Origin of the sequence: Streptomyces sp. NPDC006368, assembly GCF_040612535.1 — a bacterium.
Taxonomy (GTDB): Bacteria; Actinomycetota; Actinomycetes; order Streptomycetales; family Streptomycetaceae; genus Streptomyces.
In genome coordinates, this window is the sequence record NZ_JBEXQK010000025.1 from 33,441 (window position 1) to 47,433 (window position 13,993).

Below are 13,993 nucleotides of genomic sequence, written 5' to 3' on the forward strand. Positions count from 1 at the left end.
ACGCCTGAACGCTCACCGGATGCTTTCAGGTGCACGCGGTCCGGTAACCGCTTGCGCGGCGATCTTGATGGGATCGTGACCGCTATCCGGACTTCCGCACTCGGCCCGCGGTACTCGGGAAGGCTCGGGAAGGCCGGGGAACGCTTCGGGACAGTGCCGGGTGTCCGGGGATCACTCCGCGGTGTTCACCATCGAGGCCGCGGCGTACGTGAGGTAGTTCCACAGCTGCCGCTCGTGTTCCTCGGACAGGCCCAGCTCATCGACCGCGACGCGCATGTGCTTCAGCCAGGCGTCGTGCGCCGCCCTGTCGACCGTGAAGGGCGCGTGACGCATCCGCAGCCGGGGGTGGCCCCGGTCGTCGCTGTACGTGCGGGGTCCGCCCCAGTACTGCATCAGGAACAGCGCCAGCCGCTCCTCGGCCGGGCCCAGGTCCTCCTCCGGGTACATCGGCCGGAGGAGCGGGTCCTCGGCGACACCCGCGTAGAAACGGCGGACGAGGCGCCGGAAGGTCTCCTCGCCGCCGACCTGCTCGTAGAACGTCTGCTCCTGAAGCGTGCCGCGCGGAATCTCATTCACGCGTCCATCGTCTCAGACCGAGCGGCGGAAGACCTGGGCCCTAGGTCCTGCTCGCCTCCCGCCCCGCCGCGCAGGAAAGTGGATGTATGGGGACAGAGCGGCACGAGTCATCCGAGCGGCGCGGGTCATCCGAGCGGTCCGGGCCCTCCGAGCGGTCCGATCCCTTCGCCGAGCGGGCCGCCGAGGCGCGCCGCGCGATGGTCGGTGACCTGCTCCGGGCGGGGGAGCTGACCGATCCGGCCTGGCGGGCGGCGTTCGAGGAGGTGCCGCGCCACCTGTTCGTGCCGTACTACTACACCGGCGGCATGGGCGGCTACGAGCGGCTGTCGTGCGAGGACCCCGATCCGGCGCGGCGCGAGCGCTGGCTGCGGGGCGCGTACGAGGACCAGCCGCTCGCCACCGGGGTACGGAACGGGGACCTGGTCTCCTCCGCCAGCCAGCCCTCGCTGATGGCCCTGATGCTGGATGCGCTGGAGGTACGGGACGGGCACGACGTGCTGGAGATCGGCGCCGGGACCGGGTACAACGCGGCGCTGCTGGCGCACCGGCTCGGCGACGAGCGGGTGACCACCATCGACCTCGACGAGGAGCTCGCGGAGTCGGCGCGCGCCCACCTGGCGGCGGCCGGTCACCGCCCCACCGTGGTCACCGGCGACGGGGCGCGCGGCTGTCCGCGACGGGCGCCGTTCGACCGGATCATCGCGACCTGCGCCGTGCCGTCCGTACCTTCCGCGTGGCTCGCGCAGTGCCGGCCGGACGCGCGCGTCCTGGCACCCATGGCCACCGGCCTGATCGCGCTGCGGGTGCGTGACGCCGAATACGCCGAGGGGCGGTTCCTGCACACGTCCGCGTACTTCGTGCCGCTGCGCGGCGGGATCATGGCCGCCGCGCCGGTGCACACGGGCGGGCTGCCCCGGCGCGCCACGGAGGACGATCTGTTCCGCTTCCTGCTGACCCTCACCGCGGGCACCCTGGACCCGCAGGAGGCGTACTCGCTCTGGGAGCGCGAGCGGCGGCCGGAACGGGAGCGCTTCGGGGTGACGGTCAGCGGCCACCGGCAGTGGGCGTGGCTGGACGAGCCCGAGGGGCCGTATCTCTGGCCCCTCGGGTAAGCGGTCCGGCGCGCCCGGCGCGGCCGGTCGCCCGGACCGGCCCGTTCGCGGGGTTGGCGGGGTTCGTGCTCAGCCGCGGCGGATCGTGATCGTCGTCCAGGCGCCGACGTGCACCCGGTCACCGTCCTGGAGCGGGACGGGAACGTAGGGCTGGATCGGGTCCGCGGCGCCGTTCAGCGTGGTGCCGTTGGTCGAGTTCTGGTCGACCACGGCCCAGGAGCCGTCCTGCTGTCGCACCAGCACCGCGTGCTGGTGCGAGACGCCCGGGTCCTCCGGCGGCACCGACAGGTCGATGTCGGGCGACTCGCCCGTGGAGTGGCGACGGCGGCCGATGGTGACCTGGTTGCCCGACAGCGGAAGGTGCTGCTCCGGCGAGTACGCGGGCAGGTTGAGGCCCGCTGCCTCGGGGCCGCTGCGCTGCATCATCGCCATGAAGTACTCACGGTCCGGCCCGACGACCGCCGTCCAGTCGGCGGACGGCTGGTGCTGCGGTGCCTGCTGCTGGGGTTGCTGCGGCTGCGGCTGCGGCTGCAACTGCGACGGCTGCGACGCCTGGTGTTGGTGCGGCTGCGCGGGTGCCTGCGGTGCGTGGGGTGCCTGCGGTCCCTGCGGTGCCTGGGGCTGCGAGGGTGGGGGCAGCACCCAGTCGTCGCCACTCCCTCCGGTCGGCTCGGGAGCGCGGGGCGGCTGCGGGGCATGCGGCTGAGGAGCGCGCGGCTGTGGCGGAGGCGGCGGCCCCGGCTGCTGGAACGCCTGCGGCGGTCGGGGCGGGCCGGGCGGCTGCTGGAACGCCTGCGGAACCGGCGGCGGACCCTGGTGGCTCGGCGGGCCCTGGTGTCCGGGCGGGCCCTGGGGTGCCTGCGGCTCCGGCGGGAGCGGCTCGGCCGGGCGGTTCACCTGCGACGGGCGGGAGCTCTGGTACTCGAACGCGTCCGGCGGCCGGGGTGGCTGCTGGGACTGGAAGCCCGGCGGCAGGTTCAGCCCCGGCGGCGGGCCGACAGGGCCGCCCCGACCACCGGGACCGCCCGGACCACCGGGACCGCCCGGACCACCGGGACCGCCCGGACCACCGGGTCGGGCCGGGCCGCCCTGCGGCGGGGCGACCGGCGTGTAGGAGGTGGCCGTGTTGGTGAGGAAGTTCCACCGGCACTCCTCGCAGAACGGCGCCATGGCCTCGCGGGGAGTACGGCACTGGGGGCACAGCTCCGCCTGGGCGGTCGCGTTCGGGTCGCCGGCCGGTCCGCCGAACGCGCCCGGTCCACCCGGTCCACCCGGTCCGCCGAACGCGCCCGGTCCACCCGGTCCGTCCGGCCCCGGGTATCCGTACGCGGGCGGCGGCGGCGGCGGGGGCGGGGGAGGCGGAACGGCACCCGCAGGCGCGCCCGCCCCGGCCATGCGGTGGCCGCAGACCTCGCACCAGTCGTCGGAACCCGACTGGTGTCCGTTCGGGCAGGTCGGCATGTCGGCGCTTCCCCCTCTCCTCATCCGGCCCGCAGGCCGAGCAGATCGTGACCTATTTCTTGACGCGTACGGTCTTGGTGGAGCGCGTTTCGAGCGTCATCTCGTCCGCTTCCGCGACCTTCGCCTTCAGGCGCACAGTACCCGTCGCGGCATCGACCACGTCCACCACCTTCGCAAGCAGTTTCGCAGTGTCCGCGTTGCCGGAGGCGGCCGCCAATTGCACGGCACGGCCCAGTTTCGCCGTCGCGCCGTCGAAATCGCCCGACTTGCGTGCCTCAAGCCCTTCCTGGATGACATGGGCCAGCTCTGCCTGGCCGGTGTAGTGGGCGACTTGGGGGTTGATCGAGGTCGACGCCGCCATGTCGTCCGTCCACACCGCCCGTACCAGCCCCTGCGAGAGCGTGTGCGGGGTGCCGCCCGCAGGGTCGGGCAGGATCAGCGATACCCGGGCCGCCAGCATCTCCTGCCCGATGCCCGCCTCCGGAACTCTGACGCACACGTGGTAGTCGCGGGACTCGTCGCCCCACGACCCGGTCGGGTAGTCACCGGCGCGCGGCCCCGCCTCCGTACGGCGGTCCGTCACGTCCGCCACGGTCGGCGCGACCTGCTTCACGAAGACGATCTCCGTCCCGACGGGCGTCCACAGTCGCAGGCTGACGTCCGCGACCTCCTTGCCCATCGCGTTCTCCATCATCCGCGTGAAGTCGGCGGCCAGGCCCGCCGGATCGGCGACGATGTCGGCCGTGCCGAGCAGCGCGGACGCGATGCCGGTGACCTCCTTGACCTCCCAGTCGGTGCCGACTCCGCGAGCGTCGCAGGTGAACCGGCCGGCGCAGGCTTCCAGAGCGGCGCGCAGGTCCTCGGGCGACTCGTGCTCGTTGCGGCCGTCGGTCAGCAGGATGCCGTGCCGGATCGGAACGGCGGCGGAGTTCAGCAGCTTGTCGGCCAGCCGCAGCCAGGTGCCGATCGCCGTGCCGCCGCCCGCGCCCAGTTGGCGCAGCGCCTGCCTGGCCTGGGCACGGGTCCGCGCGTCGGCGGTGGCCAGCCGCCCACCACCCGGGTAGACCTCGTTCGCCACATGCGTACCGGCGACCACGGCGAAGGCGACCCCGTCCCGCAGGGTGTCGATGGCCGCCGCCGTGGCGTCGCGCGCGTTGCGCATCTTCGTCGGCGGGTAGTCCATCGAACCGGAGCAGTCCACCATGATCACCACGGCGGCGGTCGGCCCCTGCCCCGGTATGTACGAAGGGGAGGCCGACGATCCGGCCAAGGGGACCCCTCCGCTGGTGCCGCCACCGGTCGAGGTGACCGTGACGATCGCGTTCACCTCGCGCCCGCCCTCCGGCAGGTACTCGTTCTGGTACACGTCCACCGAGAACTGCGGCACGTGCGACTTGGAGAAGTTCGCCATCTGATGGGCTCCTCGGGGCTCCATACACATAAGGGACGGAACGGGCGGGCCGGCTTGATTCAGGCCGATCCTGCCCCTTGCGGCGCCATGGCGAACGGCAGCACCGCCACTGTTACGTTGTCGTGGCCGCCGCCGTCGAGCGCGTGACCGACCAGGACCCGCGCGCTGTGCAGCGGGCGGACGGCCGCGTCGGACGGCAGTATCTGCGCCATCTCCCGCGCCGCCTCCGCGTAGTTCCACAGACCGTCCGTGCACACCACCACGACACCCGGCCGGTCCGGCTTGAAGGCGGCCGTGTGCGGCTCCAGTTCGTACGCGTCGGCTCCCAGCCACCCGGTGATCGCGTGGGCGCGCTCGTCCGCGTACGCCTCCGCCTCGTTCATCAGCCCCGCCGCCACCATCTGCGCGGCCCACGAGTCGTCCTCGGTGAGGCGGGCCGGTGGGGCACTGCGGTCGTCCGGCACCCAGTAGGCGCGGCTGTCGCCGACCCAGCCGACCACCAGCAGGCCGCCCGCCACCACCGCGCCGACCAGCGTGCACGCCGGGGCGTTCCGGTGGTGGCGCGGGTCGTGCTCCATGGCGTCCGCGCCCTCGTCCGCGGTCTCGGCGAGGGCGTTGACCGCCTCGGACGCGGCGACGATCGCGTCGTGCATCGCCTGCTGGGGATGCGTGCCGCGCGGCAGGGACGCGAGCAGCGACTCGTTGGCGGCGCCCGCCGCCGCGGCCGACGCCTCGTCGGGGCGGGTCGCCGACGACACCCCGTCGCAGACGACCGCGACCACGGCCGGGGAGCCGTCCGGCAACGCCGTCGACGACACGGCGAAGGCGTCCTCGTTGCGATGGTGGCGCAGTCCCCGGTCGCTGACGGCGGCGACCGCGCCGAGTGCCTCCTTCACGTGGTCGCGCTCGCGCGGCTGGGCGTGGCCGCAGTTCTCGCAGTACCCGTCGGGGTCGACGTGCCCGGCGCGGCAGGCGACGCACAGCTTGGTCCCGGCGGGCGGGGTGTGGGCGTGCTCGGAGGTCCGCGGATCGGGCGCCCCGGGCGTCCCGGGCACTCCGGACAGCCCGGGCGTCTCCGGCGGGCCGGTCACAGCAGGGTCGGTGGGCGCGGTTGTGGCGGATGCCGTCGGCTCCGGGACCCCTGCCGGGTCCGGCGACGCCGCCGGGCCGGGCGAAGCCGCCGCGCCCGGGGACGCCGCCTCGTCGGGCGGGGCCGCGCCCGGCCCGTGCGCGCCCGGCCAGAGCGCGCCGGGCTCCGGCGCCGGCGCGGGCAGTTGGAAGTCCCCGGCCGGTTCGTCGAACCGTACGGGCTGCTGCGGCGCCCGCTCACCGGGCCGGGTGGCACCGCCCACCGGTGAGCCCATCACCACGGTCGGCCGGTCCCGCGGCGGTGGCGGCACGGCCGACAGGTCGTACCCGCACGCCCCACAGAACCGATCACCCGACTCCAGCGGCTCCTCGCAGCCGGGGCAGGCGGACAGCTGGTGCATCTGCGACATCATCACACCCATGTCCGGGGGCGGAGGCGGTTCGCCCGCTCCACCATCTCGATCCTCTCCTCGCCGCGCTGAGCGAGCCGGGCGAGCACCCGGTACGAGCGTTCCAGACCGAAGCGCAGACCGCGCTCGTCCAGTTCGCTGCCCAGCAGCGACGTCTGCACGGGCCCGGACGCGGACCCGGAGCGTCCGCAGAGCACCCAGTCCAGCGCCGTACCCAGTACCTCCGTAGCCAACCGCTCCCGGCGCACCGCGTCCAGACCGAACTGCTGGAGCGCGGACACCTGATCGGCCGCCGCCGTCAGGTCCGTGAGCAGGGCGTCGTGCGGCGCGCGGTGGCGCAGCCGGGCCCGTACGGCCGCGACACGGGCCGCCGTGTAGTGGATCGACGCCTCGGGCACGGACTCCAGCGTCCGCACGGCCCTCACCCGGTCACCGGCCGCCAGTTGCACCCGGGCCAGGCCGAACGCGGCGCTCACATAGCTCGGGTCGGTCGTCCAGACCAGGCGGTAGTACTCGGCGGCGTTGTCCAGCTGGCCCAGCACCTCGGCGCACACACCGAGCGCCAGCTTCGGCGCCGGCTCGCCGGGGAACGCGTCGTAGACGGCGTCGAACGACAGCGCGGCGTTCTCGTTGTCACCGGTCGCCAGCGAGGCCACGCCCCGGTACCAGACGACCCGCCAGTCGTCCGGGTGCCGGCTCTCCAAAGTGTCCAGCGCCCGGCCCGCCGACTGGACCTCGCCCATCTCCAGACGGGCGCGCAGCTCACGCAGGCGCAGTTCGAGGGAGTTCGCGGGCGCCCTGTGCAGCGCGGTGATCAGCTCGGCGGGCGCGGCGGCCATGAGCCCGGCGAGGAACCCGGCGTTCGGGTCACCGGGGTCGACGTGCGGCACCGGCAGCGCGAGCGCGGTGGCCCGCGCGTCCAGCGCCGCGAGCATCGGCGCGCCGGGCGCGCCCACCAGCACGTGGGGCGCGGCGGAGGAGGCGGACGCGGTGGCCACCGGCGCGGTCCGCGGCGCCGGAATCGCCGGCCGCGCGGGCGCGTACGCCGCTGCGGCGCCGCCCTGGTTCACCGCCCAGGCCCCGCTCCCGGGCGGCGCGAACCCGGGCGGCGCGGGGACCCCACCACTCCGGCCGTCCGCGCCACGCGAGCTCTGCGCACCGCTCGTCCCCCGCGCACCGCCGCCCCGGGACCGGCCGAAGAGGCGCCGTGGCACCTCGCGCACGCCCAGCGCCGAGACCTCCCCGTCCAGCTCCGCGAACAACCGCGTGTCCGGCACCCGCACTTCCGGGCCGAACAGCGTCGACAGGGCGGGCCGCGGGCGCCCCGTCTGGAGGGCGACGACCTCCCGGAGCACACCCGTCAGCTGCTCCGCCATCTCCTGCGCGGAGGCGAACCGGCGCGCCGGGTCCGGGTCCGTGGCCCGCACCAGCAGCCGGTAGAACGACTCGTACGACCGGAACACCTCGATGTTGTCCGGGTCCGGCAGGGAGTCCACGAACACGTTCGTATAGCCCTGGAAGTCGAACGTGAGCACCGCCAGCGTCCGCGCCACCGTGTACAGGTCCGACGCGACCGACGGCCCGGCCTCCGCGACCTCCGGCGCCTGGTAGCCGACCGTGCCGTAGATGGCCGACTCGTCGTCGTCCATCCGGCGGACCGCGCCCATGTCTATGAGCTTCAGCTGGTCCTCGGTCTGGATCGCGTTGTCGACCTTGAAGTCGCAGTACAGCAGGTTCCGGCTGTGCAGATGCCCGAGCGCCTCCAGCGCCTCGATGCCGTACGCGCAGGCCTGCTCGACCGGCAGCGGGTCGCGCCTCCCGTCGGGGCCGCGCCGCTCGTTGGCGATGTCCTTGAGCGACTTGCCGCCCACGTACTCCATGACGATGTAACCGTCCAGCGAACCCGTCCGCTGGTCCAGGTGCTCCACGAAGTTGTAGATGCGGACGATGTTGGAATGCTCGATCTCCGCGAGGAACCGGCGCTCGGATATCGCCGCCGCCATCGCGTCCTGGTCACCGGTGTCCAGCAGGCCCTTGAGGACCACCCACCGGTCGGACACCGCCCGGTCCACGGCGAGGTAGATCCAGCCCAGGCCGCCGTGCGCCAGGCAGCCCACGACCTCGTACTGCCCGTGCACGATGTCACCGGCCCGCAGCTTCGGCACGAACGAGTACGGGTGGCCGCACGTGGTGCAGAAGCCCTCCGTACGCCCCGGCCGCTCCCCGCGCGCCCGGCCCACCGGCGCCCCGCAGTCGGACCGCGAGCAGAACCGCTTCCGCTCCGGGACCTCGGGGCGGTCCATGACCACCGCACGGGGATCGGGCCGCGGCACGGCCGGGATCGACACCAGCCCCGCACCCAGCCGGTTCCGCCCGGACCGGCCGGTCGACGAGCCGGAGCTGCGCACCGAAACCGACCGGGACGACGCCTCCGTACCGCCCGACAGGGAACGCGACAGCCGCCCCGACACCGACCGCCGCGACGAACGCGAGGACGAGCGCGACGAACGCGAGGACCGGGACGACCGGGAGGAGGACCGGGCGCTGCCCGAGCCCTTCCCGCCGCCCGCGACACCCGTCGGCGGGGAGGACACCATGCCGCTCGCCGAGACGACGGGCGCCAGCCCGCACGTGTCGCAGTACAGCTCACCGCCGCCCATGTCCTCGTACGAGCCCTCGCAGCCGGGCCGCTGACACGACTTCATCGATCCCCCCTGTACTCCGCGGGGCCGGGCCCGGACAGGGCTTCCGCGGCCGCCCGCTGGTAGCGCAGCACCGCCTGCTCGGCGGCCCGCAGGTCGCACGGCGCGCTCCACAGCATCCGTCGCGCCACGTCGTACCGCTCGATGAGCAGCGGATCCTCCGCCAGGCCGTGCCGGGCGACCTTCGCCCTGTACGCGTCGAGCCGGCCACGCAGCTCCGCGCGCACCGCGAGCGGCGCGGTCACGGCCGTCAACTGCTCTCGGGCCCGCAGCAGTTCCTCCTCGGCCTCCTGCTCCAGGGACTCCAGGAGCGGGGACAGCCGGTGCCAGCGGGCGTGCCGCCGGTGCTCGGCCGCGATCGCCAAACGCTCCTGGAGCGCCGTCGGCGGGCCGCCCACCACCGGCACCTCCGACGCGGCGATCTTCGCCAGCACCTCACCGCGGGCCTCTCGGGCCTCGGCGAGCGTCCGGTCGGCGCGCGAGAGCACGTCCCGCAGGCGCAGCAGCCGCGCCTCGGAGTCCTGCCGGACCTGGAGCACGGCCTCGATCTCCCGCCGCACGTCCTCCAGCGCCCGCGCCGCCCGGTCGTACCGGTCGGTGTCCGGCCGCCCGCCCCCGGGCGCCGAACTGCCCACGGCGGGACGCCAGAACGCCAGCGGATCGGTCACCACCCGCTCCCGCAGCGCGGCCAGCTCGTGCGTGATGTCCTCCAGGTCGTCACCGGCCGGGTGCTCCCCGGGCCGTACGCCCACCGAGTGCGCCAGCGACCGGGTGCGGCGCAGCTCGGCGGCGAGGAGGTCTATCCGCGCGGGCAGCGCCGACCACACCGCGTCCGCCGTAACCACCATGTCGAGCGAGCTCGCGTACAGCTCGTTCATCCGCTCCACCAGCCGCTCCAGCGTGAACCGCTCGGCGAGGGAGCCCGTCCCGGACACCGTGACGCTCTCGCCGCGCAGCCGCTCGGTCAGCTCGGCCAGGTCGTCGCGGCCCGGCCAGCGGCGCCGCGCACGCACCTCCCGGGCCTCGTTCAGGGCGGTGGTGTACGCGTCGAAGTACGTCCACAGCAGGCTGATCGTCCGCTCGGTGGTGGCCCAGCGGTCCTTGGTCGTGCCGGTCAGCTCGGCGCCCTCGAGGAGTCTGCGGCCCGCGTGGTCCTGCAAAGCGAGCAGCGAGTCCTCGACCGCCTTGTGCTCCGCCCCGAGCCGCGCCAGCGCACGGTCCACCTCGTCCCGGTCCATCACCGGCCCAGGGGGTCCCGTGACGCCCATCGATCACCTCTCCGCCTCGTACCCATGTCGTTCAGCTGGTCCGGTACTTCGGTGCCGGCGGCCCGGATATGCCGGGCAGGTCGGCCCGCAGCCACTTGTTGTACGCCTGGGTCCACGCGCCGGCGCGGTACTCGACGAGCACGTGGTTGACGCGGCGCACCAGGTCGTCCTTGCCCAGCTTCGCGGCCACGCCGTAGTACTCCGTCGTGAACGGCTTGCCCTTCAGCTCGACGGCCGGGTCCTGCGCCGCCTGCCCGGCCGCGAGGGCGTTGTCCGTGACGATCGCGTCCACCTCGCCCATCTGCAGCCGGACCAGGCAGTCGAGCTGGTTGGGCACGGTGTACACGTCCTTGTCGTCCTTCGTGCCGTCGTCCTCGTCCTCGAACGTGGCACCGAAGGAGTTCCGCGCCAGCGCCTCGTACGCCGTCGAACCCTCCGCCGAACAGACCCGCTTGCCGGAGAGCGTCGGGTTGTAGCCGGTCACGGGGGACTTCTTCGGCGCGAGGACCTGCTGGCCCGCCTGGAAGTAGGCGGTGGAGAAGGCGACCTGCTGGATCCGCTTGCAGTTGATCGTCATCGTCCGGACGACGAGGTCGACCTTCTCGCTCTCCAGCACCGCGATCCGCTGGTTGGTGGGGATGGCCCGGAAGATGACCGCCTCCGGGCTGCCGAGGATGTCGGCGGCGATGGCGCGGGCGAGGTCGATGTCGAAACCCTCCAGCGTCCCGGTGGCCGGGTTGCGGTAGCCCCACCGGTAGCTGTTCTGGTCGACGCCCACGACCAGCTTGCCGCGCGCCTTGATCGCGGCGATGGAGGGACCGTCGGCGGCGGACGGCGGCAGGGAGGCCTCGGGCGACTCGCAGGTGTCCGCCTTGGCCGGGACGGCGCCGCTCGCGCCGGACACCGCGGAGGAGCCCAGGCCGCCCTGGGACAGCGGCACCAGGGTGAGCCCGGCGGTCAGCCCGCACGCGGCGGCCATCGCCGCCACCCCGCCCCACCCGCGCGTCCGCCGGGCCATACGGCGGGCCGCGCGGCGGGCCCACCCCGGCACGCGTGCCGTACCGGCCGCTCCACGGGCGGGGCCCGCTCCGTCGTCGAGGCCCGCTCCGTCGTCGAGGTGCTTCATCGTGCCTCCCCTCACCGGTACTCCGACAGCCTGCGATTGATGCCCATGATGGCCCCCACCGCCCCCAGGACGGCCAGCGCCGCCGCTCCCACCGGGAGGCCCGTCAGCGCGTCGCGCCCGTCCTCGGCGGCGCGGGTGAACTCGCCCTGCTCATGGTCCAGGGCCTTCTTCAGCGCCGCGTCCACCTCGTCGAAGGAGCGGCCGGTGGACTCCTTGTCACCGATCACCTTGGCCAGCGCGCCTTCGTAGTCACCCGCGTCGTCCGTACTACGGGCCACCCCGTGCCGCTTCCGCCACTCGCCGACCCGCTGCACGGCGTCCCGGACCGGCCCGCGGCCCGCTCCGTCGTCGGCGAGCCGGGCGGCCCGGTCGAGCGCCGCGCCCACCTTGCCCATGCCCGCGCCGTACTCGGTCTCGTACTTGTCCTTCGTGCCGTCGTCGGTCAGCACGGCGCCCCGTGCGACCAGGGTCAGGTTCTCGTTGGCACGGGCCTTCAGGGAGTTGATCCGCGCTTCGTTCAGCACCTTGAGCGAATCCTGGCCGTAACGGGTGGCGTCCGCCAGTTGGGTGCGCGCCACCGTGTGCCCGGCCGCCAGCCACAGCAGCATCACCACCGACGCGGCCGTCGCCGCGAGCAGGCCATGGTTGAACACGCGGTTGGTCCGCAGGAACGTACGCCGCTGCGCCCGGACGAGCGCGGCGACGACCACCAGCCCGACCGCGAGGGAGAGGAACGGCCACGCGCGGGCGTCCCGGTCGTCCTGAACGAGTCGCGCCGTCTCCTCCGCGTACAGCCGCTCGGCGGCGGGCAGCAGCTGCGTGGTCATCTGCTGGTTGGCGTACCGCAGATACGCGCCGCCGAGCGGCAGACCCTGCCGGTTCGCGGCCCGGGCGCGCTCGATCAGGCCCGTGTAGCGGGGCAACCACTCATTGAGGGCCGCGATCTCACGCGCCGACCGGGACGAGCCGTCCGTGTTGGCCGCGGCCTTGACGAGCAGCCGCGACGCGGTCGTGATGTCGTCCTCGTACCGCTCGCGCACATCGGTGGGCTCCTGCGCACCGGCGAGGAAACCGCTGGCGGCCGCCGTGTCGGCGTCGGCGAGCGAGCGGTAGATGTCGGCGGCGTCGGCGCTCAGCGGCTGGCTGCGGCTCACCACGTCGTCCGCCGCAGCCGCCCGGTCGGCGACCTCGAAGGCGGTGACCGCCCCGAACGCCAGGACCAGCAGCGCCAGTACGGCTCCGATGATCTGCATCCGCCCCGGCTCGGTCGTCGCCGCGGCACGCAACCGCGCCCGTCCCTCGGCCCACGCCCCACGCGCGGCCGGCACCGGGGCGACTGCCGACGCGACCGCCGAGGGCGGCCCCCCGGGGGTCGGCCCGGCGTAGGACGGCCCGGTGTGGGACGGCGGCGCTGCGGGCGACACCCCGCCCGGGGTGGTCCCGGCGGGAGACGACCCGGCGGGAAACGGCGAACCGGCCCGGGACGGCGAGCCCACCGGTGGTGGCGGTGAGCCCGGCCCGTTCGGCACATTCGGCGTGTATGTCACGTGACCTCCCCCTCGGTCGCTGCCCGCAGTATGGCCGCAGGGCCCGACATTCACACCAGGCTTGACTCGATCTTGTGCCTATCGTGCCGAACGCTCATGGCGCGCCCCACTCGCACCACCTTTCGATCCCCCTGTGAATACGCGACCCGACCGGAATCGGTTCCGCCCCACCCCGTACACACGTCCGCGGTGAGCCGGAAGCGCTGCGTCGCCCACGCCCCCATCCTGGCAAGGGGAGATGAGCGACGCGCCCGGTTTTCCACAGCCGCCGCGATCAGTCGTACTGCGCCCGCAACCATGTGCGCGACCGCGCCGGCGCGCCCACGTGGTCAAGGCCCAGCAGCGCCGCCCCCAGCACCGGCGGCCGGCTCACCACTCCCACGACCGCCTTCGGCGCCCTGGTCGCCAGCAGTTCGGCGATCCGCGGGTTCAGCTGCGGGTGCCCGGCCGCCAGTACACCGCCGCCCAGCAGCACCGGAACCTCCTCGTCCAGCAGGTCCAGCCGCTCCAGCGCGACCGACGCCATCGCGACGACCTCCGTCGCCAGCCGCTCCACCAGCGAGCGGGCGACCGGGTCACCGCCCGCGCTCGTCGCGAACAGCACCGGTGTCAGCTCGTGCCGCCGCTCGAACGGCACCCGCCCCCGGTGCAGCGCCTCGATGAGCGCGTACATCGAGTCCAGACCGAAGTGCCCGGGCAGCGCGCGCGCCAGCTCCGTCGGCGCACCGCGCCCGTCCTCCGCCCGCGCCGCGTACCACAGCGCCTCCTCGGCGAGCCCGCTCCCGCCGCCCCAGTCGCCGGAGATCCTGCCGATCGCCGGGAACCGCGCCGTGCGGCCGTCCGGCAGCATCCCCACGCAGTTGATGCCCGCGCCGCACACCACCGCCACGCCCCTGGGCTCGTCGACCCCGGCCCGCAGCACCGCGAACGTGTCGTTGCGCACCTCCACCGACGCTCCCCAGCCGCGCGCCCGCACCGCGTCGGCCAGCTCCCGCTCCTCCACCGGCAGGTCGGCGTTGGCCAGGCAGGCCGACACGTGGGTGACGTACGGCGGATCGGTGAGCCCGGCGGCCGCGGTCGCGGCGGCCACCGCCTCCGCCAGGACGTCGACCGCGGCCTCGACACCGACCACCGGCGGCTGGAAACCTCCACCGCGCGCCGCGCCGAGCACTGTCCCGTCCGCGCCGATCACGGCGACGTCCGTCTTGCTGTTGCCCGCGTCGATCGCCAGGACGGCGGGCACAGCCGCGGGGACACCGGGCGGCACGGTGCCCCCGGGGACGCCTGGCGG

10 protein-coding genes are annotated in these 13,993 nt (G+C 74.2%); 1 reads left to right on the forward strand and 9 read right to left on the reverse strand.

From position 1 onward, the window contains the following. Positions 1-171: 171 nt before the first annotated feature. A complete protein-coding gene (locus tag ABZZ38_RS19350; RefSeq protein WP_356741237.1) occupies positions 172-576 on the reverse strand; it encodes a globin in 405 nt (134 codons plus the stop codon). A 197-nt stretch (positions 577-773) separates the two neighbouring features. Here ABZZ38_RS19350 and ABZZ38_RS19355 point away from each other — a divergent pair, with 197 nt between their 5' ends. After that, positions 774-1,688 carry a methyltransferase domain-containing protein gene (locus tag ABZZ38_RS19355; RefSeq protein ID WP_356741321.1) on the forward strand — a complete coding sequence of 305 codons (915 nt, stop codon included), beginning with the start codon at positions 774-776 and terminating at the stop codon, positions 1,686-1,688. Positions 1,689-1,757: 69 nt separating this feature from the next. Here ABZZ38_RS19355 and ABZZ38_RS19360 read toward each other — a convergent pair whose 3' ends face one another. The 8 genes from ABZZ38_RS19360 to ABZZ38_RS19395 all read right to left on the reverse strand — a co-directional run bounded on the left by ABZZ38_RS19360 (position 1,758) and on the right by ABZZ38_RS19395 (position 13,945). After that, positions 1,758-3,149 (reverse strand): FHA domain-containing protein, encoded by a 1,392-nt coding sequence (locus ABZZ38_RS19360; RefSeq protein ID WP_356741239.1) that lies wholly within the window; start codon positions 3,147-3,149, stop codon positions 1,758-1,760. 52 nt (positions 3,150-3,201) lie between these two features. Then, on the reverse strand, positions 3,202-4,560 hold the full coding sequence (locus ABZZ38_RS19365; RefSeq protein WP_356741241.1) for a VWA domain-containing protein: 1,359 nt from the start codon (positions 4,558-4,560) through the stop codon (positions 3,202-3,204). A gap of 59 nt (positions 4,561-4,619) precedes the next feature. After that, positions 4,620-6,059: a protein phosphatase 2C domain-containing protein gene (locus ABZZ38_RS19370; protein ID WP_356741243.1), complete on the reverse strand. Its 1,440-nt coding sequence runs from the start codon at positions 6,057-6,059 to the stop codon at positions 4,620-4,622. Positions 6,060-6,061: 2 nt separating this feature from the next. Continuing rightward, entirely contained in the window at positions 6,062-8,764 is a 2,703-nt protein-coding gene (locus ABZZ38_RS19375) for a tetratricopeptide repeat protein (protein WP_356741247.1), read from the reverse strand. Next, entirely contained in the window at positions 8,761-10,029 is a 1,269-nt protein-coding gene (locus tag ABZZ38_RS19380; protein ID WP_356741250.1) for a hypothetical protein, read from the reverse strand. The genes ABZZ38_RS19375 and ABZZ38_RS19380 overlap by 4 nt, the downstream gene beginning before the upstream one ends. 31 nt (positions 10,030-10,060) lie before the next feature. After that, a complete protein-coding gene (locus ABZZ38_RS19385) occupies positions 10,061-11,047 on the reverse strand; it encodes a glutamate ABC transporter substrate-binding protein (RefSeq protein WP_356741326.1) in 987 nt (328 codons plus the stop codon). Between the two features lie 119 nt (positions 11,048-11,166). Continuing rightward, the gene (locus ABZZ38_RS19390) at positions 11,167-12,408 is read right to left on the reverse strand and encodes a hypothetical protein (RefSeq protein WP_356741329.1); all 1,242 of its coding nucleotides are present in this window, start codon (positions 12,406-12,408) and stop codon (positions 11,167-11,169) included. 568 nt (positions 12,409-12,976) lie between these two features. Then, a complete protein-coding gene (locus ABZZ38_RS19395; RefSeq protein ID WP_356741333.1) occupies positions 12,977-13,945 on the reverse strand; it encodes a BadF/BadG/BcrA/BcrD ATPase family protein in 969 nt (322 codons plus the stop codon). Positions 13,946-13,993 lie beyond the last annotated feature (48 nt).